The organism is Salinarimonas sp. (genome assembly GCF_046292825.1).
Taxonomy (GTDB): domain Bacteria; phylum Pseudomonadota; class Alphaproteobacteria; order Rhizobiales; family Beijerinckiaceae; genus Salinarimonas.
On record NZ_JBKBQG010000026.1, the window covers coordinates 1 to 23,355 of the forward strand.

The window sequence follows — 23,355 nt, forward strand, 5'->3', positions numbered from 1 at the left end:
CCCCCCCCCACCCCCCCCCCCCCCCCCCCCCCCCCCCCCTCACCCCCCCCCCCCCCCCCCCCCCCCCCCCCCCCCCCGCGCCCCCGCCCCCGGGGGGGAGGGGAATCCCGGCGCGAACTGCAATTCGGTCGTGCTAGGCGATCGGCGCGAGGATCGACTCGACGCCGACGTCCCCCTCCCCCCGCGCAGCGGCGGGGAGGGTATGGGTGGGGGGCGGTGGGGCGTGTGGAGCGGGTGGGGAGGCGTGTTCGGCCTCTTCGCCGGAGCATGACCACGAACCACACCACAAGCCCCACCACCCCCCACCCCTAACCCCTCCCCGCCGCTGCGCGGGGGGAGGGGAATCCCGTCGCGAACTGCAATTCGGTCTTGCGTGACCATCGGCGCAGGGATCTACTCGACGCGAACGCCACCCCCGCCACCCCCGCCACCCCCACCCCCACCCCCATCCCCGAGGAGGCTTCCCATGCCCGGCGAGCGCAAGGATCCGCGCGTGCCGCGCGCGCGGCGGCTGCGGCGCGAGGCGACGCGGGAGGAGCGGCTCCTGTGGGCGCAATTGCGGGCGATCGAGCTCCCCTCCGGCCATTTCCGCCGACAGGTCCCGATCGGGCCCTATTTCGCGGATTTCGCCCATCACGGCCTGCGGCTCGTCGTCGAGGTGGACGGAGACCAGCACGGCCGCGACGACGGCCTCGCCTACGACGCGAAGCGCACCGAACATCTCGAATCCCAGGGCTATCGCGTCCTGCGCTTCACGAATGCGCACGTTCGGGGCAATGTCGGCGCAATCGTCGAGGCGATTCTCGACAGCGTGAAGGAACGGGTAGGGGAGGGGCCGAGCCCATGATCGAGAGCATGAATTGGGGGCTCGCCTGGCCCTATTATCTCGGCGCGCTCGCGATCGGCTATCTCGCGGGCTCGATCCCCTTCGGCCTTCTCCTCACGAAGGCCGCCGGCCTCGGGGACGTGCGCAAGATCGGCTCGGGCAATATCGGCACGACGAACGTCCTGCGCACCGGCCGCAAGGACCTCGCGGCGGCGACCCTCGTGCTCGATGCGCTCAAGGGCACGATCGTCGTTCTCCTCGCCTGGCAGTTCGGGCCCAATACCGCGATCCTCGCCGCGCTCGGCGCGTTTGCAGGGCATTGCTACCCCGTGTGGTTGGGGTTCAAGGGCGGCAAGGGGGTCGCGACCTATATCGGCGTCCTGATCGGCCTCGATTGGCGCGTCGCGCTCGCTTTCTGCGCCGCCTGGCTCGCGGTCGCCTTCGTCAGCCGCTACTCCTCGCTCTCGGCGCTCGTGGCGAGCCTCGTCGCTCCCGCAACCCTGTGGTGGGTGGGCGAGCGTCAGATCGCGGAGCTTGCAATTCTCCTCACGATTCTGCTCTGGTGGAAGCATCGCGAGAACCTCAAGAGGTTGCTCGCCGGCACCGAGAGCAGGATCGGGAGGTCATGACCGCAGCCTTCACCGACGAGCAGCGTTTCGACTGGCTCAGGCTCATCCGCAGCGAGAACGTCGGCCCCCGCACGTTCCGCGCCCTCGTGAACCAGTACGGCGGCGCAGGCGCGGCGCTCGAAGCGCTGCCCGATCTCGCGCGAAAGGCCGGGCGCGGGCGCCTGCGCATCGCGAGCCGCGCCGACGTCGAGCGCGAGGTGGAGGCCGCGCGGCGGATCGGGGCGCGCTTCGTCTGCGCGGGCGAGCCGGATTACCCACGCGCGCTGCGCGCCATCGACACCGCGCCGCCTGTGATCGCGCTGCGGGGCGCGGGCGACGTCCTCGCGCGGCCGGCGGTCGCGATGGTCGGCTCGCGCAACGCGTCGGGCGCGGGGCTGACCTTCGCGGCGCGGCTCTCGCGCGATCTCGCCGAGGCCGGCTTCGCGGTCGTCTCGGGTCTCGCGCGCGGCATCGACGCGGCCGCCCACAAGGCGGTGCCGTCGGCCACGATCGCGGTCCTCGCCGGCGGGCACGACCGGATCTATCCCCCCGAGCACGCGAGCCTCGCCGAGCGGATCGTCGCGGAGGGCGGGGCGATCCTGTCCGAGATGCCGATCGCCTGGGAGCCGAAGGCGCGCGACTTCCCGCGCCGCAACCGGATCGTCTCGGGGCTGTCGCTCGGCACCGTCGTGATCGAGGCCGCGCGGCGCTCGGGGTCGCTGATCACGGCACGCTTCGCCAACGAGCAGGGCCGCCTCGTCTTCGCGGTGCCGGGCTCGCCGCTCGATCCGCGCGCGGAGGGCACGAACGACCTCATCCGCGAGGGCGCGACCCTGTGCGCGGCGGCCGAGCACGTGATCGCCGCCCTCGCGCCCCTCGTCGAGCAGGGCTACATCGAGAGCCTCAACGCCGAGGAGGCGCCGCTCGCGATCCCCTCCGAATCGCTCTGGGACGAGCTCGATTGGCTCGATTTCGGCGTGCCGCTGCCGCCCGCGCCGGCGGTTCCGGTCCTCCTCGACGACGAGAGCGCCCACCCGCCCGATGCGGACGAGGATTCCCGCGCGCGGCTCGTCGGGCTGATGGGTCCGGCGCCGATCGCGACCGACGACCTCGCCCGCCAATCGGGGCTGCCGGTCGGCACCGTGCGCGAGGTGCTGTTCCTGCTCGAGCTCGAGGGCCGGCTCGAGCGCCATGGCGGGGACGCGGTGTCGCTCGTGCCGGAGAGGGTCTGAGAAGCGGGTCTCGGCAGCGGGGTCTCGGCGGCGGGCGCGGCGCGGCTCTTCGCCGTCCTGTTGACAACGGGGATAGCGCGCCCTGCGACGCGCGGGCGTTTCACGCGGCCCGCGGCATGGCCTAGGGTGTCCTGGAGACGGAAACGATTCGGGAACGCACACACCATGTCCACGGCCACCGCGCTCGTCGCACGGCTCGATCACGGCGAGCGGGAACTCCGCATGGCGCCCAACAACATCGAGGCCGAGCAGGCACTGCTCGGCGCGATCCTCGTGAACAACGAGGCCTTCTACCGCGTCTCCGACTTCCTCGCCCCGGAGCACTTCTTCGAGGACCTGCACCGGCGCATCTTCGAGGTGACGTCGAGCCTCATCAAGGCGGGCAAGGTCGCGACCCCGATCACGCTCAAGACCTATCTCGGCGACGCCGATCTCGGCGGGCTCACCGTCTCGCAATATCTCGCCCGCCTCGCGGCGGAGGCGACGACGGTCATCAACGCGCTCGATTACGGGCGCACGATCTACGATCTCGCGATCCGCCGGCAGCTGATCCAGGTCGGCGAGGACATGGTCAACGTCGCCTACGACGCGCCGGTCGAATCGACCCCGCGCGAGCAGATCGAGGACGCCGAGCGCAAGCTCTTCGCGCTCGCCGAGACGGGCCGCTACGACGGCGGCTTCCAGCGCTTCGCCGACGCGCTCACCTCCGCCGTCGACATGGCGGCGAAGGCCTATCAGCGCGAGGGGGCGCTCTCGGGCATCTCGACCGGGCTCGTCGATCTCGACCGCATGATGGGCGGCCTGCAGCCCTCCGACCTGATCATCCTCGCGGGCCGCCCGGCCATGGGCAAGACCTCGCTCGCAACCAACATCGCCTACAACATCGCCAAATCCTACAAGGCCGAGAAGCGGCCGGACGGGACGATGGAGACGGTCTCGGGCGGTATCGTCGGCTTCTTCTCGCTCGAAATGTCGGCCGAGCAGCTCGCCACCCGCATCATCGCCGAGCAATCCGGCATCCCCTCCTACAAGATCCGCCGCGGCGACATCCGCGAGGACGAGTTCTACAAGATCACCGACGCCGCCCGCGAGATGCAGTCGATCCCCTTCTACATCGACCAGACCGGCGGCATCTCGATCGCGCAGCTCACCGCCCGCGCGCGTCGGCTCAAGCGCCAGCGGGGGCTCGACCTCCTCGTCGTCGACTATCTCCAGCTCCTCTCGGGCTCGGGCAAGAAGAGCGACAACCGCGTCCAGGAGCTCACCGAGATCACCACCGGCATGAAGGCGCTCGCCAAGGAATTGTCGGTGCCGATCATCGGCCTCTCCCAGCTCTCCCGCCAGGTGGAATCGCGCGAGGACAAGCGGCCGCAGCTCTCGGACCTGCGCGAATCGGGCTCGATCGAGCAGGACGCGGACGTGGTGATGTTCGTCTATCGCGACGAATACTACCTCAAGAACAAGGAGCCGAAGCCCGGCACGGAAGAGCACTTCAAGTGGCAGGCGGAGATGGACGCCGCCCACGGCAAGGCCGAGGTGATCATCGGCAAGCAGCGTCACGGCCCCACCGGCACCGTGCAGCTCGCCTTCATCGCCGACATCACCCGCTTCACGAATCTCGCCGACGAGGACAAGCTGCCCGAGCGCATCGGCGATTGAGGAGACGCGCGTGACCATCGAGCCGGGCCCGGACGCGGGCACCCTCACGATCGACCTCGACGCGCTCGGCGCCAATTGGCGCCGGCTCGCGGCGGACGCGCGCGACCGCGCCTGCGCCGCCGTCGTCAAGGCGGACGCCTACGGCATCGGCATCGAGGCGGCGGTGCCCGCGCTCGCGCGAGCGGGCTGCCGCACCTTCTTCGTCGCCCATCTCTCCGAGGGGCTGCGCGTGCTGCGCACCTGCCGCGAGGCGAGCGTCTACGTCCTCGGCGGCTTCCAGCCGGGCGCGGCGGGCGCGCTCGTCGCGGCGGGCCTGCGGCCGGTCCTCAACGGCGCCGAGGAGGTCGCGGAATGGATCGCCGCCTGCGGCGGGGCGGCGCTGCCTTGCGCGCTGCACGTCGACACGGGCATGAGCCGCCTCGGGCTGCCGGTCGAGGAGGCGCTCGCGATGCGCGCGGAGGGGGCTCTCGCGGCGCTCGGCACGCCCCTCCTGATGACCCATCTCGTCTCTGCGGAAGCGCCTCAGGCGCCGGTGAATGCCGCCCAGATCGCCGCCTTTGCGCGGTTGACGCAGGCGTTCGAGGGCTGGCCGACCTCGTTCGCGAATTCGTCCGGCATCTATCTCGCGGGCGCGCCCGCCTGCGACCTCGCACGGCCCGGCTACGCGCTCTACGGCGGCAACCCGACGCCCGGCGCCGCCAATCCGATGCGCGCGGTCGTGCGGCTCGAGACGCCGATCCTGCAGGTGCGCGAGGTGTCGGCGGGAGAGGGCGCCGGCTACGGCTCGACCTGGATCGCGCCCGGCCCGCGGCGCCTCGCGACGATCGCGCTCGGCTATGCCGACGGCTATCCGCGCGCGGCGAGCGGGACGGACGCGAAGGCGAGAGCAGGGGTGGCGGCGGGGATGGCCCTCGTCGGCGGCGTGCGCTGTCCCTTCGTCGGCACGGTCTCGATGGACCTCGTCATCCTCGACGTGACCGACGCGCCCCCCGAGAGCGTCCGCCGCGGGGAGGCGGTCGTGCTGATCGGCGACGGCTTGGAAATCGACGAGGTGGGGGCGCGGGCGGGAACGATCGGCTACGAGATCCTGACATCCCTCGGCCGCCGCTACCGGCGGGTGTTTCGCGGGGGCGGGTGAAGGATGCAGGCTTGTCCTTCCCCCTTGTGGGGAAGGTGGCTCCGGGCGGCGTCAGCCGACCGGAGACGGATGGGGGGCATCGAGGGGGCACCGTCGCGGTTCCTCCTGCACGACCCCCACCCCAGAGGAGTCCCACTGCCCTCCCCCAAGGGGGAGGGGACACCGTTGCGGCCTTCGTCGACGGGCGGAGATCGTGCGGACGGGAAATGCAGCGCTCGTCGCTCGACGACGAGCCGTGTTCCCTCAAACCTGCCCCGCTCCCTTTCGGGAGAGGGGTTCTCCACTAGAGCCGAGACGAAGCCATGCCCGAACCCGCCGAGGACCCCCGCCAGAACCGCGCCGCCCATGTGCGGGTGCCGGTGCGGATCGAGGAGGCGCTGGGGGCGGCGGCGATGGCGGCGATCTGTCTGATCTCAATGGGCAACGTCGTCGCGCGCTACGTCACGCGCTCGTCCTTCGCCTTCACCGAGGAATTCTCGGTCGTGCTCCTCGTCTTCATGACCTTCGTGGGCGCGTCCGCGGCGTTCGCCACCGGCGAGCACATTCGCATCACCGTCCTGCGCGACCGGATGGGACCGGCGATGCGCCGCGTGGCGGACGCGATCACGCTTCTCGCCACCACCGCGATGTTCGCGCTGATCGTCTATTACGGCGCGCAGGTCACCTACGACGAGTGGTTCTGGCGCGAGACGTCGCCGGGGCTCGGCAACCCGACCTGGATGTACACGATCTGGCTGCCGATCCTCTGCCTCGCCATCATCGGGCGGGTGATCGGCCGGGCGATCGCGGTCTGGCGCGGGCGGGCGGTCTGATGGAGGCCAATCTCGTCCTCCTCCTCGTCTTCGTCGGGTTGATGCTGATCGGCACGCCGATCGCGGTCGCGCTCGGCCTCGCGGGGGCGATCGGCATCCTGGTGGGGCTCGATCTCACGTCGCTCGCGACGATCGGCACCAATACCTGGAACGGCGTCGCCAAATACCCGCTGATCGCCATCCCGCTCTTCATCCTCACGGGCATGGTGTTCGAGCGCTCCGGCGTCGCCGAGCGGCTCGTCGTCTTCGCGCAGGCCATCGTCGGGCCGCGCCGCGGCGGGCTCGCCCTCGTCGCGATCCTGGTCTGCCTGATCATGGGCGGCATGTCGGGCTCCGGCCCCGCCGACGCCGCCGCGGTCGCGACCGTGATGCTGCCCTCGATGCTCAAGGCGGGCTATCCCAAACCCTTCTCGGCCTCCGTCATCGCGGCCTCCGCCTCCACCGCGATCCTGATCCCGCCCTCGATCGCGCTGATCGTCTACGCGGTGCTGGTGCCGGGCGTCGATCTGCGCGCGCTCTTCGCGGCGGGGCTCGTGCCGGGGCTGCTGGTGGGCCTCGCGATCGCGATCCCGACCGTGATCCTCTCGCGCGTGCACGATTTCGGCGCGGAGGAGGGCCACAAGCGCCCACCCTTCTGGCCGAGCTTCCGGCGCGCGCTGCCCGGCCTGATGGCGCCGGTGATCATTCTGGGGGGCCTGCGCTCGGGCCTGTTCACGCCGACCGAGACCGCCGTCGTCGCCGTCTTCTACGGCCTCCTCGTCGGCACGGTGTTCTACCGCACGATGGGCGTGAAGGAGATCTACCTCACGCTCGTCGAGAGCGCGAAGATCTCGGGCGTCCTGTTGCTGATCATCTCGCTCGCGGGCATCTTCGCCTGGGCGGGCTCGACCATGGGCGCCTTCCGCGCCGCCGCGGACACGATCCTCGCCATCGGCGAGCGCGAATGGATCGTGCTCCTCGTGGTCATGCTGCTGCTGCTCCTCGCCGGCATGGTGCTCGACGGGGTGTCGATCTACCTCATCACGCTGCCCTTGCTCGTGCCGGTGATGCAGGCCTTCGGCTGGTCGCAGGTCTGGTTCGGGATCGTGATGGCGATGAACATCGCGATCGGCCAGTTCACGCCGCCCGTCGCCGTCAATCTCATGGTGACGGCGAAGATCGCGAACGTGCCGCTGGAATCGACCTTCCGCTGGGTCGGCTGGTTCATCCTGTCGATGCTCGGCGCGCTCCTCGCGGTGATCGTGTTCCCGGAACTCGCTCTGTGGCTGCCCCGCGCGCTCGGTTATCGGATCACCTGAGGAGGGCGCCTCGCGATCATCCCCAGGGGCCGCGGGGGCGGCGGGGGGCGCCGCCGATCGTGGGCGTCGGCGAGGCGCCGCGGGCGCGCGTCGGCCGCTCCGCCGCGAGGCCGGGCCCCACCCCGCCCGCGCCGATGCCGCCGCTGCCGGGACCGGCGCCGCGCTCGCGGGCATAGTCCATGAGCGCGGCGATGCGGTTCTCGGTCGCGGGGTGGGTGGCGAACATGTTGTCCACCGCCCCGCCCTTGAGGGGATTGACGATGAACAGGTGCGCCGCCGCCGGATGACGCTCGGCGTCGCCGTTCGGCACGCGGGCGACGCCGCCGGAGATCTTCTGCAGCGCGGAGGCGAGCCAGATCGGATTGCCGCAGATGTCCGCGCCTTCCTTGTCGGCGGCGTATTCGCGCGAGCGGCTGATCGCCATCTGGATGATCATCGCCGCGAGCGGCGCGAGGATCATCATCGCGATCATCACGAGCGGCCCGCCCGGCCGATCGTTGCCGCGCATCCCGCCGAAGAGGAAGCCGAATTGCGCCAGCGTCGAGAGCGCGCCCGCGATCGTCGCCGACACCGTCATGATCAGCGTGTCGCGGTTCTTGATGTGGGCGAGCTCGTGCGCCATCACCCCGGCGAGCTCCTCGCGCGAGAGCATGTTCATGAGGCCCGTCGTCGCGGCGACCGCGGCATTCTCGGGGTTGCGGCCCGTCGCGAAGGCGTTGGGCTGCGGGTTGTCGATGACGTAGACGCGCGGCATCGGCATGTTCGCGTTGCGCGCGAGGTCGCGCACCATGGCGTGCAGCTCCGGCGCCTGCGCCTCGTTCACCTCCCGCGCGTTGAAGGCCTTGAGCGCGAGGGTGTCCGAATTCCAATAGGCGTAGAGGTTCGTCGCCGCGGCGATGCCGAGCGCGATCAGCATGCCGCCCTCGCCGCCGATGACGAGCCCGGCGACGCCGAAGAGCGCGGTGAGCGCCGCGAGCAGAATGCCGGTCTTGACCATGTTCATCGTGGTGCCGTCCTCGTATAGGTGCTCGGCGAGCGGCGGGCCTCCCGGGGCCGGGCCGCTCGGCCTATATGACGATCTCGACCATATGTGGGTTCTCAGGGAGGGTGACGGCAAGATCGACGGCGACGTCGCCGCTGTCGCGCCGTCCCCGAGCCGGAGCGAGGGGAGAACGATGACGGACGAGACGCGCGACCACTCAGCCGACGTGCCGGGCGCTGCCCCCGGAAAGCCGCTCTCGCCGGCCGCTCGCCGCGCCCTCGAAGAGGCGGCCGCCCGCCGCGCCGAGATCGACGCCCGCGCCGCCGAGATCGCCGCCGAGAAGGAGGTGTACGGCCGCGGGGGGCTCGAGCCGGTGCGCTATTCCGATTGGGAGATCAAGGGGCTCGCCTCCGACTTCTCGTGAGGGCGGCGAGGGCCGTGCGCGCGCGAGAACGTCAGTCCGCGGACGGCGCTCGCGGGAGCGGGTGCCGCAGCCCCTGCCAATCCTCGATCTCGTCCGCCCCCAGATAGGTCGGTCCGATCGGGCTCTTGCCGGCGCCGCCGGGGATGTCGAGGACGTAGGTCGGCTGGCACAGGCCCGAGAGCCGCCCGCGCAGAGCCCGCACCAGCGCCTGCCCCTCCTCGACGGGAAGCCGGAAATGGCCGGTGCCCGGCGCGAGATCCGGGTGGTGGAGGTAGTAGGGCTTCACCCGCGCCTCGACGAAGGCGCGCATGAGGGCGGCGAGGGTCTCGACGTCGTCGTTGACGCCGCGCAGGAGCACGCTCTGCGAGACGAGGACGATCCCCGCATCGGCGAGCCGGGCGAGGGCGGCGCGGGCCTCCGAACCGAGCTCGCGCGGGTGGTTGGCGTGGATCGCGACGTAGACGCTCTTGCCGCAGGCCATCAGCGCGTCGACGAGGTCCGCGTCGACATGGCCGGGATCGACCACCGGCACCCGGGTGTGGACGCGCGCGATGCGCACGTGCGCGATCGACGCGAGCCGCTCCATCAGGGCGGCCAGGCGGCGGGGCGCGAGCACGAGCGGGTCGCCGCCGGTGAGGATCACCTCCCAGATCTCGCGATGGTCCGCGATGTAGCGGAAGGCCCGCTCGAGATCGGCGGGGGGGAGGAGCCCACCATGCTGGGGCCCCACCATCTCGCGGCGGAAGCAGAAGCGGCAATAGACCGGGCAGACGCTGACCGCCTTCAGGAGAACGCGGTCGGGATAGCGGTGGACGATGCCGGGCACGGGCGAATGGGCCTCGTCGCCGATCGGGTCGTCGCGCTCCTGCGGGGTCGTGACGATCTCGCGGGCGTCGGGCACGTATTGTCGCGCGATCGGGTCGGCAGGGTCGTCGCGATCGATCAGCCCGGCGACGTGCGGCGTGAGCGCGATCGCGTAGCGCGCGGCGACCGATCGCAGCGCCTCGGGCGCGGCGTCCGCGGGCAGGAGGCCGGCTCGCGCGAGATCGTCGAGGTTGCGCAGGGTGCGGGGGGAGGGGGCCGTCATGGCAGCTCCGCGACGGGCGTCCACAGGACGTCCTCGATGCGCCGCGCGCCGGACGCCAGCATCACGAGCCGGTCGAAGCCGAGCGCGCAGCCGGCGGCGTCGGGCATGTGGGGGAGGGCGTCGAGGAAATCCTCGTCGAGCGGGTAGCGCTCGCCATAGACCCGCGCCTTCTCGTCCATCTCCGCCTCGAAGCGGCGGCGCTGCTCGGCGGCGTCGGTGAGCTCGCCGAAACCGTTCGCGAGCTCGACGCCGCAGGCATAGAGCTCGAAGCGCTCGGCCACGCGGGGCTCGTGGGGCGCGACGCGGGCGAGGGCGGCCTCGCAGACGGGGTATTCGCACAGGATCGTGGCACGCTCCATGCCGAGCTTCGGCTCGACGCGCTCGACGAGCACCTTCGAGAACACGTCCGCCCAGGTGTCGTCCGGCGCGACGCGGATTCCGGCCGCGCGGGCGGCGGCGGCGAGGGTCTCGCGGTCGGTCTCCCCGCCCGGCGCCACGCTCGCGAGGAGATCGATCCCCGCATGGCGCGCGAAGGCTTCCGCGAGGGTGACCACCTCCGGCTCGGCGAAGGGATCGATCACGATGCCGCGCCAGGCGAGCCGATCGGTGCCGACGGCGTCCGCCGCGAGGCGCAGGAGGTCCGCGCAATCCGCCCACAGAGCGGTGTAGGGCGCGCGGGCGCGGTACCATTCGAGCATCGTGAATTCGGGGTGGTGGAGGGGTCCGCGCTCGCGGTTGCGAAACACGCGCGCGAGCGCGAAGAGCCGCTCCTCGCCCGCCGCGAGCAGTTTCTTGCAGGCGAATTCTGGGGAGGTGTGGAGGTAGAGCGGCGCGCTCGCGCCGTCGGTCGCGCGGATAGTCGTCTCGAAGGCGTGCAGATGCGCCTCGTTGCCGGGCGAGACCTGGAGACAGGCGGTTTCCACCTCGACGAAATCGGCGCGCGCGAAATGCCCGCGGATCGCCGCGGTCACGGCCGCGCGCGCCACGAGGAAGGGGCGCTTGTCGGCATGGGCGGCGCGGTCTGAGATGCGGGGGGCTGTCATCACGCGTGCTTTCTTCGAGGCGGTTCGACGCGGGGCGACTAGACCCGGCTGCCGTGGTGGGTTAATCGGCTTGCCGAGCCGGTTCAAGGCCGCGCACGGCGCGGCGCGAGACGAAGTGGACGAAACATGGCAAAGGTCATCGCGAGCAGCCTGCGCAAGGGCAACGTCGTCGACATCGACGGCAAGCTCTACGTGGTTCTCACCGCACAGAACATCCATCCCGGCAAGGGCACGCCGGTCACGCAGCTCGATCTGCGCCGCATCTCCGACGGCACCAAGATCTCCGAGCGCTACCGCACGACCGAGCAGGTCGAGCGCGCCACCGTCGAGGATCGCGAGCACACCTTCCTCTACGAGGACGGCGAGGGCTTCCACTTCATGAACCCGGAGACCTTCGACCAGGTCACCATGGCGAAGGACGACATCGGCGACCAGTCCGCCTATCTGCAGGAGGGCATGGCCGTCATGCTCAAGCTGCACGAGGGCAACGCCATCGCGATCGAGCTGCCCCAGCGCGTCACGCTGGAGGTGGTCGAGACCGAGCCGGTGGTCAAGGGCCAGACGGCCTCCTCCTCCTACAAGCCGGCGATGCTCTCGAACGGCGTGCGCTCGATGGTCCCGCCGCACATCTCGGCCGGCACCCGCATCGTGGTCATGACCGAGGACGGGTCTTACGTCGAGCGCGCGAAGGATTGATCGCGCGCATCTGCAACACGAGCGTGTCATCCCGGACGCCGAAGGCGATCCGGGACCCATACCCTCGACGCTTCGGTCGCAGCCTGTAGGCTGCGTTTGGCTGACGAAAGCCGCTGATCGGTCGAGGAGCGTGCGCGGCATGCGCGCTCGGACGGACGTCGGCGCGCATGGGTCCCGGGTCCGCTTCGCGGCCCGGGATGACAGCGTTCCCTCGCTGCTCGCGAGCACCGATCATCGCACGGCTCACCCGCGCCGGTCGCGCCGCTCCAGCCGCTCGAACAGATCGATGACCCACACGAACCGCGCCTCGAGCGTCGGGCGCACGAGGCGCCCGGCGGGGTCGGCGGCGGCGTCGACGAGGAAGGCGACTTCCGGCAGCGCTGGCGCGTCGCCGCCCGTCGCGCCGAGCGGCAGCCAGGCGCGGCCGAGCGCGCCCGCGACGATCAGCGCCTGACGGGCGGGGGGCACCACCGCGCGTTCGAGCGCGTGCCCGCCGCCGCGCCGCACGGCCGCGTGGCCGATCTCGCGATAGAGCGCGCGCGCGGCGAGAATGCCGGGCCGGCAATCGGCGGGCAGGGCGGCGATCCCCGGCAGCGCGCGGTCGTATAGAATGTCCGCCTCGCGCACGAGCCGCGCGATCGTGCGCGCGAGGCCCGGCGAGGGGCGCGGATCGGCGAGGAAGGCGTCCGGATCGACCCCCTCCTCGCGCAGCCAGGCACGGGGCAGATAGAGCCGCCCGTTCGCCGCGTCCTCGCCCACGTCCCTGGCGATGTTGGTGTATTGCATCGCCACCCCGAGATCGCAGGCGCGGGCGAGCACGTCGGGCTCGCGGCGATCCATCAGGAGCGCCATCATCGCGCCGACCGTGCCCGCCACGCGCGCGGCATAGGCGGCGACCTCCGACAGGGTCTCGTAGACGCGCTCCTGCGCATCCCAGGCGAAGCCCTCGAGCAGCGCTTCGGGGAGCGCGCGCGGCAGCCGATAGCGCGTCGCCACCGCCGCGAAGGCGCGGTCGATCGCCTGGTTCGCCGGGCGCCCCTCGTAGACGCGCTCCAGCCGCTCGCGCAGGAGGGCGAGCGCGGCGTGGCGGTCGTGGCCGTGATCGACGGCGTCGTCGGCGACGCGGCAGAAGGCGTAGAGCGCCGCCGCCGGCTCCGCGATGCGCCGCGGCAGCACCCGCGAGGCGGCGTGGAAGGAGCGCGAGCCGCCGCGCAGGAGCAGCGCGCAGGCCGCGATGTCGGCATCCGCCGAGGGGTGCTCCTCAGGAGGTCGCTGTGCTGGCGCGTGCATGCGGTCTCGGCAGATCTCGGGGGTCGGGCACCACGCGATCGAGCACGCGCGCGGTTGAGAGGACGCCGGGCATGCCGGCGCCCGGATGGGTGCCCGCGCCGACGATGAAGAGGTTCTCGACGTCCTCCGCGCGATTGTGCGGCCGGAACCAGGCGCTCTGCCACATCACGGGCTCGAGCCCGAAACCCGCGCCGAGATAGGAGGCGTAGTCGTTCGCGAAATCGGCCGGGGTGAGCATGCGCGAGACGACGATCTCGTCCGAAAGCCCCGGCAGCACGGTCTGCGCGAGCCGCGCCTCGACCCGCTGCCGGTAGGCCTCGGCTTGCGTCTCCCAATCGACGTCGCCTGCGAGATTGGGCACCGGCGAGAGGACGTAGAAGGCGTCGCAGCCGTCGGGCGCCACGCTCGGATCGGAGGCGGAGGGGCGGTGGAGATAGAGGCTCATGTCGGCCGCGAGGCGCTTTCTCGCGAAGATATCGTCGAGGAGCTCGCGATAGCGCGGCCCGAGCAGGATCGTGTGGTGGCGCACGTCCTCGTAGCGGCGGCGCGTGCCGAAATACCAGACGAACAGCCCCATCGAGAAGCGCGAGCGGGCGAGTTTTCGCGCCGTCCAGCGCCGCCGCAGCGGCTCGGGGACGAGGGTCCCGTGCGTCACCGCCGAACAGGCGTTCGAGACGACGATATCCGCCGCGATCCGCTCTCCGTTTCCGAGCCGCACGCCGCAGGCGCGCCGCCCCTCGCAGAGGATTTCGGCGACGGGCGCGTTCAGCCGCAATTGGCCGCCGAGCCCCTCGATCAGCGAGACGATGCCCGACACGAGCCGGTTGATGCCGCCTTTGGCGTAATGCACGCCCCAATGCTTCTCGAGATGGTGGATCAGCGCGTAGACGGCGCTCGTCGAGAAGGGGTTGCCGCCGATGAGGAGCGGGTGGAAGGAGAAGACGGTGCGCAGCCGCTCGTCCTTCATGTGCTTGGCGACGAGGCCGTAGACGCTGCGATAGGCTTCCAAGCGCACGAGATCGGGCGCGGCCTTCAGCATGTCGCGCAGCGAGCCGAAGGGGACGTGGCCGAGCTCCTCGAAGCCGACGCGGCAGATCTCGCGGCTGACCTCCAGAAAGCGCTCGTAGCCGGCGACGTCGCCGGGCGAGAAGCGCGCGACCTCCCGGCGCATCGCCTCCGAGGAGCCGCTGTAGGTGAAGGTCTCGCCGTCGTCGAAGCGGATGTCGTAGAAGGGCGAGAGCGGAACGATCTCGACGTCGTCCTCGATGCGGCGCCCGGCGAGCGTCCACAATTCGGCGAAGAGATGCGGCGCGGTGATCAGGGTCGGGCCCGCATCGAAGGTGAAGCCGCCCTCGCGGAAGACGCGCGCCCGCCCGCCCGGCTGATCGAGCCGCTCCAGCACCGTGACGCGGTAACCGCGCGCCAGGAGCCGGACGGCCGCGGCGAGGCCGCCGAAGCCCGAGCCGATCACGACGGCGTGCGGGGCGTCCGTGGGAGGCGGGTTGTGCGCGCGCGGCGCTGCGGGGTGTGTCAGCATGTCCATCGGTGCGGAGCGTAACACCGCCTGGACACTTCGTCAGCCAGTCGCGTGGCGTGCCTGGGAATTGTCCGTAAGGAACCGCTCGTAGGCGCCCAGGAACTCGTCGGGCTTTTCCATATGGACGAGCGCGCCGGTGTCGAAGGCGGAGAAGAGCCAATTGTCGCGCGCGATGGCCCAGTCCGCTTCCGAGAAGTCTCGGAAATCGCCCTTGGTGCCGTGCAGCACGTAAGTCGGCAGCGTCAGCCCCTCGTAGAGGTCGCGCACGTCCGCCGCGAAGAGCTTGCCCGACAGGAAGGCGAAGGGCGCGTAGCGCGCGCCCGGTTGCTTGGCGGAAGCCCAATCGTACGCGACCATATCCTCCGGCACGTCCTTTCGGCCGAAGGTGCGCTGCAGGAAGTAGCGGATCGAGATCTTGGAGGTCAGCGCGTCGAAGAGCTTCCTGCCGACGAAGCCAGCCGAGAGAACCCGGTGCACGCCCGGCACCTCCCGCGAGGAGCCGGCGGGTCCGCGCTTCTTGTGCGAGCCCTTCATGAAGCCCGTCGGGGTGACCATGGCGAGCGTGGCGAACCGCGCCGGGTTCTCGCGCGCGGCCCGCGCCAGGAACTCGGCCGACAGGGAGAGCGCGAGCGCGTCGACGGGCCCCTCGCCGACATCCTCGACGATCGCGTCGGTCATGTCGTGGATCGCGTCGGTGAACAGGCGGATCGAGTAATCGCGCGGCGAGCGGTCGGAGAAGCCGTAGCCCGGCAGGTCCGGGGCGTAGACGCGCCGGTGCCGCGCGAGGCGCTCGAAGAGCGGACGCATCTCGTAGGCGGAGGCGGCGGCGTTGATCGAATGGATCAGGAGGAGCGGGCGCCCCGATCCCGCGACGTAATAGGAGAGCCGCCCCGCCCGCCGCTCCGTCTCGCGCCGCTCGCCGGGCTGGGCGGGGGGCAGGGTGATCGTCGTGGTTTCGGCCATCCTCTGCGCCTTTCTCTGCCTCTTCGCGTCGCGTGAACGCGCGGGGAGGGGAGGTGGGTCCTCTTCATCCCTCCCTGAAGGGGAGGGTGGCCTCGGGAGCGGAGCGACCGAGGTCGGGTGGGGTGCGACGCGCGGAGAAAAATCTCCACCCGGGCCCCACCCGACCCCTGTCGCTGACGCTCCAGGGGCCACCCTCCCCTACGGGGAGGGAGTGTCACGCCGCCTTCTTCTGATAATCCTTCACGTCGGTGAAGCGGATGTCGGGCCAGCGCTCGGCATCGTAGCGCAGCTGGAAGGCGGAGGGGGACAGGAAGACCGGCGCGCCGTCGAGATCGTCGGCCATCGCGGAGCGGTTGGCCGTCATGAACTCGTCCATCTTCTTCTCGTTCTCCGAGGCGATCCAGCGGCAGACGGAGAAGCGCGTCTGCTCGTAATCGATCGGCAGCCCGTATTCGGCCTGGAGGCGCTCCTTCAACACGTCGAGCTGCAGCGCGCCGACGACGCCGACGATGGCGCCCGAGCCGTCGTGCGGCACGAAGAGCTGGACGACGCCCTCCTCCGCGAGCTGCTGGAGCGCCTCGCGCAGCTTCTTCGCCTTCATGGCGTCCGACAGCTTCACGCGGCGCATGATCTCGGGGGCGAAGGAGGGCACGCCGCGGAAGACGAGATCCTCGCCCTCAGTGAGCGTGTCGCCGATGCGCAGAGTGCCGTGATTGGGAATGCCGACCACGTCGCCGGCATAGGCCTCGTCAGCCACCGCGCGATCCTGCGCGAAGAAGAATTGCGGCGCCGAGAGCGTGATCGGCTTGCCCGTGCGCACGAGCTTCGCCTTCATCCCGCGCTGGAGCCGCCCCGAGCAGACGCGCATGAAGGCGATGCGGTCGCGGTGGTTGGGGTCCATGTTCGCCTGGATCTTGAAGACGAAGCCCGTCATCTTCGGCTCGCGCGCCTCGACCGCCCGCCCGTCCGCCTCCTGCGCGCGCGGCTGGGGCGCGACGGCGCCGAGCGCGTCGATGAGGTCGCGGACGCCGAAATTGCGCAAGGCCGAGCCGAAGAAGACCGGCGTCAGGTGACCCTCGCGGAAAGCCTGGAGATCGAAGGGCTTCAACCCCTCGCGCGCGAGCTCGACCTCCTCCGCGAAGGCCTCGCGCTCGCCTTCCGGGAGCATCTCGAGGATGCGCGGATCGTCCGGCCCGGAGACGGGAATGCGCGCCTCCTCCTCGTCCGAGCGGCGAAACGCGTTCTCGGCGAGCGCGTAGGAGCCCGCGAAGGAGCGCCCGCGCCCGATCGGCCAGGTGACGGGCGCGGTGTCGAGCGCGAGCGTCTTCTCGATCTCGTCGAGCAGATCGAACGGATCGCGCGTCTCGCGGTCCATCTTGTTGACGAAGGTGACGATCGGGATGTCGCGCAGGCGGCAGACCTCGAACAGCTTGCGCGTGCGCGCCTCGATGCCCTTGGCCGCGTCGATCACCATCACGGCCGAATCGACCGCTGTGAGCGTGCGGTAGGTGTCCTCGGAGAAGTCCTCGTGGCCCGGCGTGTCGAGCAGGTTGAAGACGTGGCCGCCATATTCGAAGGTCATCACCGAAGTGACCACCGAAATGCCGCGGCTCTTCTCGATCGCCATCCAGTCCGAGCGCGTGGAGACGCGGTTGCGCTTGGCCTTGACCTCGCCGGCGAGCTGGATCGCGCCGCCGAAGAGCAGCAGCTTCTCGGTCAGCGTGGTCTTGCCCGCGTCCGGGTGCGAGATGATGGCGAAGGTGCGCCGGACCGCGACGGGGTCGGCCCTCGTGGGATCGATTTCGGCGGCATCGGTCGGCGGCGCGAGGGGGGCGTCGGTCATCGTGGGCAAGAGCGCTTCTTCGAGGGGCTGCGGACGGGGTCGGCCCTTCAGATGGGGCAGAACGCGGCAGAACGCAAATCGCTCGCGCGACGTCGGCCTCCTTCCCTTGCAGTTCGTGACTCGTGCGCCTCGTACCACAACGCCGTCATTCCGGGGCGCGAAGCGAGCCCGGAACCCAGACTCCCGACCATGGATTAGCAGCCTGTAGGCTGCGTCCTTCCTGGCGTCATCTTTCATTTGTTGAAGGGCGAGCGCGCATGCGCGCTCGAACCAACGTAGGGCTTCTGGGTTCCGGGCTCGCTTCGCGCCCCGGAATGACGACAGGGGATAGATTTCCAAACTCTGCGGGGAAGGAGAACGCCCGCGCTCCCCTGCCCGTTGAATCTCTCGCCCGACGCGCTAAACCCAAGCTCGGGCTCGTGCGTTGTCGAGACGGCTCCCCCGCATCTGCGGCGGCGGGCCGCATTCTGGCGCCGACGGGCGCAGCGGGGAGAAGATCGATCATGTTGAAAACGCTCAAGATCGCCGCGGCGGCGGCTCTCGTCGCGGCGTCCGGCACGGCCGCGTCCGCCCAGGTCGTGGTCGGCTCGAAGATCGACACCGAAGGCGGCGTCATCGGGCAGATCATCCTGCAGGTGCTGCAGGCGAACGACATCGAGACCGTCGATCGCACCCAGCTCGGCGGCACGCCGATCGTGCGCGCGGCGATCACGGCCGGCGAGATCGACCTCTATCCCGAATATACGGGCAACGCGGCCTTCTTCTTCAACGAGGCGGACAGCGAGGTCTGGAACGATCTCGAGGCCGGCCACGCCCGCGCCGCCGAGCTCGACCGCGAGGCGAACGACATCGTCTGGCTCGCGCCTGCGCCCGCCAACAACACCTGGGCGATCGCGGTGCGTTCCGAGATCGCGCAGGCGAACGACCTCTCGACGATGAGCGATTTCGGCCGCTTCGTCGCGGGCGGCGGCGAGATCATCCTCGCCGGCTCGGCCGAGTTCGTGAACTCGCCCGCCGCGCTGCCGGCCTTCCAGGAGGCCTACGGCTTCGCGCTCTCCTCCGACCAGCTCGTGATCCTGTCGGGCGGCGACACGGCGGCGACGATCGCGGCCGCCGCGCGCCAGACGTCGGGCGTCAACGCCGCCATGGTCTACGGCACGGACGGCGGGATCGCGCCGTCCGGCCTCGTCGTGATGGAGGACGATCTCGGCGTGCAGCCCGTCTACGCCCCCGCGCCGATCGTGCGCGCGAGCGTGCTCGAGCGATATCCCGAGCTGCCGGAGATCCTCGAGCCCGTGTTCCAGCGCCTCGACCTCGAGACGCTGCAGACGCTCAACGGCCGCGTCCAGGTCGGCGGCGAGGCGGCGAGCGCGGTGGCGCGGGACTTCCTCGCCGAAAACGGCTTCGTGAACTGAAGCGTCGCAGCGCGGCGGCCATGCGCGCCGCACGACCGAGCGTGACGGGTATAGACAAGCTCGGCGTCCTCGTCGCCGGGCTCCTCGTCGCGGGCGCGCTCCTGCCCTTCGCGAGCTTCCGGGCGACGCGGATCCTGCTCGGCGAGCCGCGCTCGCTCGTCGAGGCGCTGCCGGCGCCCGAGGCCGCGCTCTTCGGCATCGTGGTCGCCGCGGCGGGGATCGTCGCGCTCCTGCGCAGCCCGCCACGCGCGCGCCTCGCGGCGTCGGCGATCGGGCTCCTCGCGAGCGCGATCGCGATCGGCCGCGCCGCCGACGTGCTGACGCCGGAGGGCGATACCTTCGCGCGCGTCGGGCCGGGGAGCGGCTTCTGGCTGATCCTCGCCGGGCTCGGGCTCCTCCTCGCCGACGCGCTGACGCGGCTGAGGCTCTCGCCGCAGGGCCGCATCGCGGCGCTCGCGACGGGCGCGGTCGCGCTCGCGGGCCTCCTCCTGTCGGGCATCTGGAGCGACCTCTCGGTCCTGCGCGAATACGCGGTGCGCGCCGACGCCTTCTGGGCGGAGGCGCGCCGGCACGTCCTCCTCGCCTTCGGCTCGCTCGGGGCGGCGAGCCTCGTCGGCATCCCGCTCGGCATCGCGCTCACGCGCGCGCCGGCTTTGCGGGCGGGCGTGCTCAACGTCCTCAACATGATCCAGACGATCCCCTCGATCGCGCTGTTCGGCCTCCTGATCGCGCCCCTCGCCTGGATCGCGGCGAGCGTGCCGGGGGCCTCCGCCCTCGGCATTTCGGGGATCGGCGTCGCGCCGGCCTTCGTCGCCTTGTTCGCCTATTCGCTCCTGCCCGTCGTCGCGAACACCCTCGTGGGGCTCGACGGCGTGCCGCGTCAGGCGCGGGAGGCGGCGCGCGGCATGGGCATGACGCAGGTGCAGCGCCTCGCCCAGGTCGAGCTGCCGCTCGCCTTTCCCGTCGTGCTCACGGGCGTGCGCATCGTCCTCGTCCAGAACATCGGGCTCGCGACCATCGCGGCTCTGATCGGCGGCGGCGGCTTCGGCGTGTTCGTGTTCCAGGGCATCGGCCAGACGGCGAGCGACCTCGTGCTGCTCGGCGCGCTGCCGACGGTGGTGCTCGCGGTCTCCTCGGCGATCGTGCTCGACGCGCTCGTCGAGCTCAGCGAGCGGCCGGGAGCCTCGAGCGGGGCGGCGGCAGGGGGAACGGGGGCGGCGCGATGATCGAGATCGAGGGTTTGACGAAGACCTATGGCGGGGTCGACGTCGTCGCCGACGTGAGCCTCACCATCCCCTCGGGCACGATCGCGGCGGTGGTCGGCACCTCGGGCTCGGGCAAGACGACGCTCCTGCGCATGATCAACCGCCTCGTCGAGCCGACGCGCGGCACGATCCGCTTCGACGGCGAGGACCATCGCACGGTCCCCGGCTATCTGCTGCGCCGACGCATCGGCTACGTGATCCAGGGCCACGGCCTCTTCCCGCACCGGACGGTGGGCCAGAACATCGGCACGGTGCCGAGGCTCCTCGGATGGGAGCGCGGGCGCATCGCGGCGCGGGTCGACGAGCTGCTCGCGCTGTTCCAGCTCGATCCGGACGCCTATCGCGACCGCTATCCGCACGAGCTCTCCGGCGGCCAGCAGCAGCGCGTCGGCGTCGCGCGCGCGCTCGCGGCGGGGCCGCTGGTGCTCCTGATGGACGAGCCCTTCGGCGCGCTCGATCCGATCATCCGCGCCAAGGCGCAGGAGGATCTGCTCGCCATTCAGAGGCGGCTCTCCACGACGATCGTGCTCGTGACCCACGACATGGAGGAGGCGATCCGGCTCGGGGACGCGATCGCGGTGATGGACGAAGGCCGCGTCGTGCAATTCGCGCCGCCCGCGGAGATCGTCGCGCGGCCCGTGAACCCCTTCGTCGCCGCTCTGATCGGGGAGGGGGAGCGGCCGTTCCGCCTGCTCGCGCTCACCCGCGTCGCCGATCTCGTCGAGCCGGGCGAGGCGCCTGGCGAGCCGCTGCCGGCGGAGGCGAGCGCGCGCGATGCGCTCGCCGCCTGCCTGTGGTCCGGCCGGGACGCGGTCCCGATCGTGCGCGACGGGGCGATCGTCGGCCGCGTCACCCGCGCCGCGCTCGAGCGGCGGGCGAGCCGGCCGGCGGAGGGGGCGCGATGAGGCCGGGGCACGTCCTGCGGCTCGTCGCGCTCGCGCTCGTCGTCGCCTTCCTCGCGATGCCCGAGCGCTTCGCCTTCTTCTTCGCGCCGTTGACGCGACGCGGGGCGCCGGCGATCTACACGCAGGGCGACCTGATGAGCCTCGCGCTCTCCCATCTCGGCCTCGTCGCCGCGGCGGTGGCGGCGGCGGCGATCGTCGCGGTGTCGCTCGCGATCCTGGTGACGCGGCCCTTCGGCGCGGAATTCCTGCCGCTGTCGCGGTCGATCGCCAATATCGGCCAGACCTTTCCGCCGATCGCGGTGCTCGCGCTCGCCGTCCCCGCCCTCGGCTTCGGGGCTGCGCCGACCTTCGTCGCGCTGTTCCTGTACGGGCTCCTGCCGATCTTCGAGAACGCGCTCACCGGGCTCTCGACGCTGCCGGCCAAGGTGCAGGACGCCGCGCGCGGCATGGGGATGACGCCGCTGCAGCGCCTCCTGCGGATCGAATTGCCGCTCGCGGCACCCGTGATCCTCGCCGGCATCCGCCTGTCGACCGTGATCGCGCTCGCCACCGCGACGATCGGCTCGACGGTCGCCGCGCGCACCCTCGGCGAGGTCATCATCGCGGGGCTTTTGACCGACAACATCGCCTTCGTGCTGCAGGGCGGGCTCGTCGTCGCCGTCCTGGCGGTGCTCGTCCACGACGGGCTCGTCGCCCTCGAACGTCGTCTTGCGCGGCGCGTCGGCCGAGTCGATTGAGCGCTCGCCCGGGTTTTCGGGCCCCCACGGCGGCGGACGGGGATTCTTGCAATGCGCTCGCGCCGGAATCCGTGTCGGCGTGCGAACACAAGTACCACTTTCGCGAGAAAACTTTCATTAGGTATAATATTGGTCGGTAAATGTGCTATATAACCGCATAAATACACTTTTTCCGTTTGACACCCCTGGGGTGCTCGTCCAGAACTCGAACAGGTCAGCGCGCGCATCCGAGAGATATGCACGTCCGGGGTCTCCGTTCACGTCCCTGGGTGAGCGCGCTCCCTAAAGAAATGGACCGTCCGCGTCTGATTTCGCTCGGGCAGCAACTTCGTACGGAGAGAAGGGCGGGCTGTCTGCTCGGCGCTCGGGATCTCAATTCGGTGCACGGGGGGTATTGATGAGTACGGACAGCAGCGACAACAAGAAAACACCGACGGAGATCGATCGGGAGATCGGACGCCGTATCAAGACACGGCGCAATCAGCTCGGAATGAACCAGCAGATGCTCGCCGAGCGGATCGGCGTCTCGTATCAGCAGGTACAGAAATACGAGAACGGAACGGATCGTGTGGGCGCGAGCCGGTTGTATATGATCGCAAAGGCGCTGAATTCCGACATTTCGGAGTTCTACGACAGCGATTCCGGCCACCTCCGCGAGCCGGGTGCGGCCTACGACGCGGGTATCGACGCGCAGAGGATCATGGCGACGGAGGAGGGCCGTGCGCTCGTGCGCGCCTTCCTCTCGATCGAGGACCAGGCCGTGCGCCAGAAGCTGATGGAGCTCGCCGACGCGCTCGTCGCCGTGCGGCGGCCGCGCCGCGGCCGACCGCCGAACAGCTGAGACGCGAGCCCTCCGCACGGCCGCATCGCATCGGCCGATTGCCGGGGGCGACGTCGGGGCTCGACGGTAGAAGCTCGTCGACGCAGCGCGTCGCGCGGGTTTGGCCTCAGGCGGGATAGCCGTGGCGCGTGCGCACGGCGCGCAGCGTCGCGCGCGCCCGGCCGTCGTCGCCCGCACGGCAGGCCGCGATGGCCGGCTCGAGTTCGCGGGTCGCCGCCTCGTGCACGCGCGGCGAGACGAAGCCGGTGGCGAGGTCCCGGTCGAGGAGGTCGACGAAGGTGCCGATCTCGCGTCCGCACGCGCTCGTGCGCGAGACGTCGACGCTCGCGGCGGCGACCGGCACCGCGCTCGCGCCGATGGCGGCGGCGGCGTTCGGGCCTGCGGTCGGCGTGCAGGCGCCGAGCGAGAGGGTCGTCGCGATCGCGAGGGCGATCGGGGCGAGCGGCGAGGCGGTCTTCGACAGCAAGGGCGTTCTCCTCGGGGGTTTCGGGTCCGGATCTGGGGTCTGGGATTCGGCAGGTGCGTGCCCGGACCCTCGCAAAGTCCGGGGCGCGCGCCAAGCCCTGCGGTCGCATGCCGATGCGCGCTCGCACGCGTCCTAACCCCCTGTGGAAAAGGTGGCCCGGCGGCGGAGCCGACCGGTCGGATGCGGGTTGGTGGGTGAGGGGTGCCGGGGTGTCCTTCAGTCGCCGCGGTGCTCTTCACCCGACAACCCTCATCCGTCTCCGGTCAGCTGGCGCCGCCCGGAGCCACC

The 23,355-nt window shown here is 70.9% G+C and carries 22 protein-coding genes; 14 read left to right on the forward strand and 8 right to left on the reverse strand.

Annotated features, from left to right (window positions below):
* Positions 1–466: 466 nt before the first annotated feature.
* From ACK4UM_RS13315 to ACK4UM_RS13345, 7 genes are all read left to right on the forward strand, one after another.
* The gene (locus ACK4UM_RS13315) at positions 467–847 is read left to right on the forward strand and encodes an endonuclease domain-containing protein (protein ID WP_409799806.1); all 381 of its coding nucleotides are present in this window, start codon (positions 467–469) and stop codon (positions 845–847) included.
* Positions 844–1,455 carry a glycerol-3-phosphate 1-O-acyltransferase PlsY gene (plsY, locus tag ACK4UM_RS13320; RefSeq protein WP_409799809.1) on the forward strand — a complete coding sequence of 204 codons (612 nt, stop codon included), beginning with the start codon at positions 844–846 and terminating at the stop codon, positions 1,453–1,455. Before ACK4UM_RS13315 ends, plsY begins: the two co-directional genes overlap by 4 nt.
* Complete coding sequence (dprA, locus tag ACK4UM_RS13325) at positions 1,452–2,666, forward strand: DNA-processing protein DprA (RefSeq protein ID WP_409799812.1); 1,215 nt, start codon at positions 1,452–1,454, stop codon at positions 2,664–2,666. The genes plsY and dprA overlap by 4 nt, the downstream gene beginning before the upstream one ends.
* Positions 2,667–2,831: 165 nt before the next feature.
* Positions 2,832–4,325, forward strand: a complete 1,494-nt coding sequence (locus ACK4UM_RS13330; RefSeq protein ID WP_409799815.1) for a replicative DNA helicase — start codon at positions 2,832–2,834, stop codon at positions 4,323–4,325.
* A gap of 10 nt (positions 4,326–4,335) precedes the next feature.
* Positions 4,336–5,463 carry an alanine racemase gene (gene alr / locus ACK4UM_RS13335; protein WP_409799817.1) on the forward strand — a complete coding sequence of 376 codons (1,128 nt, stop codon included), beginning with the start codon at positions 4,336–4,338 and terminating at the stop codon, positions 5,461–5,463.
* 302 nt (positions 5,464–5,765) lie between these two features.
* Positions 5,766–6,275 (forward strand): TRAP transporter small permease, encoded by a 510-nt coding sequence (locus ACK4UM_RS13340; protein WP_409799820.1) that lies wholly within the window; start codon positions 5,766–5,768, stop codon positions 6,273–6,275.
* The gene (locus tag ACK4UM_RS13345) at positions 6,275–7,573 is read left to right on the forward strand and encodes a TRAP transporter large permease (RefSeq protein ID WP_409799822.1); all 1,299 of its coding nucleotides are present in this window, start codon (positions 6,275–6,277) and stop codon (positions 7,571–7,573) included. Before ACK4UM_RS13340 ends, ACK4UM_RS13345 begins: the two co-directional genes overlap by 1 nt.
* Before the next feature lie 16 nt (positions 7,574–7,589).
* On the opposite strand, the gene htpX is transcribed toward ACK4UM_RS13345, so the two are convergent.
* Positions 7,590–8,576 carry a zinc metalloprotease HtpX gene (gene htpX, locus ACK4UM_RS13350; RefSeq protein ID WP_409799824.1) on the reverse strand — a complete coding sequence of 329 codons (987 nt, stop codon included), beginning with the start codon at positions 8,574–8,576 and terminating at the stop codon, positions 7,590–7,592.
* 172 nt (positions 8,577–8,748) lie between these two features.
* On the opposite strand from htpX, the gene ACK4UM_RS13355 reads away from it, so the two are divergent.
* Positions 8,749–8,979 carry a DUF1674 domain-containing protein gene (locus ACK4UM_RS13355; protein ID WP_409799826.1) on the forward strand — a complete coding sequence of 77 codons (231 nt, stop codon included), beginning with the start codon at positions 8,749–8,751 and terminating at the stop codon, positions 8,977–8,979.
* Positions 8,980–9,010: 31 nt separating this feature from the next.
* Here the strand turns inward: ACK4UM_RS13355 and ACK4UM_RS13360 are convergent, their stop codons facing one another.
* Positions 9,011–10,066 carry a lysine-2,3-aminomutase-like protein gene (locus ACK4UM_RS13360; RefSeq protein ID WP_409799828.1) on the reverse strand — a complete coding sequence of 352 codons (1,056 nt, stop codon included), beginning with the start codon at positions 10,064–10,066 and terminating at the stop codon, positions 9,011–9,013.
* Positions 10,063–11,109, reverse strand: a complete 1,047-nt coding sequence (epmA, locus tag ACK4UM_RS13365; protein WP_409799830.1) for an EF-P lysine aminoacylase EpmA — start codon at positions 11,107–11,109, stop codon at positions 10,063–10,065. The genes ACK4UM_RS13360 and epmA overlap by 4 nt, the downstream gene beginning before the upstream one ends.
* 126 nt (positions 11,110–11,235) lie before the next feature.
* Here epmA and efp point away from each other — a divergent pair, with 126 nt between their 5' ends.
* The gene (efp, locus tag ACK4UM_RS13370; RefSeq protein WP_409799833.1) at positions 11,236–11,805 is read left to right on the forward strand and encodes an elongation factor P; all 570 of its coding nucleotides are present in this window, start codon (positions 11,236–11,238) and stop codon (positions 11,803–11,805) included.
* A 243-nt stretch (positions 11,806–12,048) separates the two neighbouring features.
* Here efp and ACK4UM_RS13375 read toward each other — a convergent pair whose 3' ends face one another.
* The 4 genes from ACK4UM_RS13375 to ACK4UM_RS13390 form a co-directional block, all read right to left on the reverse strand.
* A complete protein-coding gene (locus tag ACK4UM_RS13375) occupies positions 12,049–13,095 on the reverse strand; it encodes a phytoene/squalene synthase family protein (RefSeq protein WP_409799836.1) in 1,047 nt (348 codons plus the stop codon).
* Positions 13,067–14,632: a phytoene desaturase gene (locus ACK4UM_RS13380; protein ID WP_409799956.1), complete on the reverse strand. Its 1,566-nt coding sequence runs from the start codon at positions 14,630–14,632 to the stop codon at positions 13,067–13,069. The genes ACK4UM_RS13375 and ACK4UM_RS13380 overlap by 29 nt, the downstream gene beginning before the upstream one ends.
* Before the next feature lie 39 nt (positions 14,633–14,671).
* Positions 14,672–15,595, reverse strand: coding sequence for an alpha/beta fold hydrolase (locus ACK4UM_RS13385; RefSeq protein ID WP_409799839.1), 924 nt, complete (start codon positions 15,593–15,595; stop codon positions 14,672–14,674).
* A 214-nt stretch (positions 15,596–15,809) separates the two neighbouring features.
* Entirely contained in the window at positions 15,810–17,438 is a 1,629-nt protein-coding gene (locus tag ACK4UM_RS13390) for a peptide chain release factor 3 (RefSeq protein WP_409799841.1), read from the reverse strand.
* 503 nt (positions 17,439–17,941) lie between these two features.
* Here ACK4UM_RS13390 and ACK4UM_RS13395 point away from each other — a divergent pair.
* From ACK4UM_RS13395 to ACK4UM_RS13415, 5 genes are all read left to right on the forward strand, one after another.
* Positions 17,942–18,853, forward strand: a complete 912-nt coding sequence (locus ACK4UM_RS13395) for an ABC transporter substrate-binding protein (RefSeq protein ID WP_409799844.1) — start codon at positions 17,942–17,944, stop codon at positions 18,851–18,853.
* 20 nt (positions 18,854–18,873) lie between these two features.
* On the forward strand, positions 18,874–20,079 hold the full coding sequence (locus tag ACK4UM_RS13400; RefSeq protein ID WP_409799846.1) for an ABC transporter permease: 1,206 nt from the start codon (positions 18,874–18,876) through the stop codon (positions 20,077–20,079).
* Complete coding sequence (locus ACK4UM_RS13405) at positions 20,076–21,023, forward strand: ABC transporter ATP-binding protein (protein WP_409799849.1); 948 nt, start codon at positions 20,076–20,078, stop codon at positions 21,021–21,023. Before ACK4UM_RS13400 ends, ACK4UM_RS13405 begins: the two co-directional genes overlap by 4 nt.
* Positions 21,020–21,760: an ABC transporter permease gene (locus ACK4UM_RS13410; RefSeq protein WP_409799852.1), complete on the forward strand. Its 741-nt coding sequence runs from the start codon at positions 21,020–21,022 to the stop codon at positions 21,758–21,760. The genes ACK4UM_RS13405 and ACK4UM_RS13410 overlap by 4 nt, the downstream gene beginning before the upstream one ends.
* A gap of 397 nt (positions 21,761–22,157) precedes the next feature.
* Entirely contained in the window at positions 22,158–22,601 is a 444-nt protein-coding gene (locus ACK4UM_RS13415) for a helix-turn-helix domain-containing protein (RefSeq protein ID WP_409799855.1), read from the forward strand.
* Positions 22,602–22,707: 106 nt separating this feature from the next.
* On the opposite strand, the gene ACK4UM_RS13420 is transcribed toward ACK4UM_RS13415, so the two are convergent.
* Positions 22,708–23,067 (reverse strand): hypothetical protein, encoded by a 360-nt coding sequence (locus tag ACK4UM_RS13420; protein WP_409799858.1) that lies wholly within the window; start codon positions 23,065–23,067, stop codon positions 22,708–22,710.
* Between the last annotated feature and the right edge of the window lie 288 nt (positions 23,068–23,355).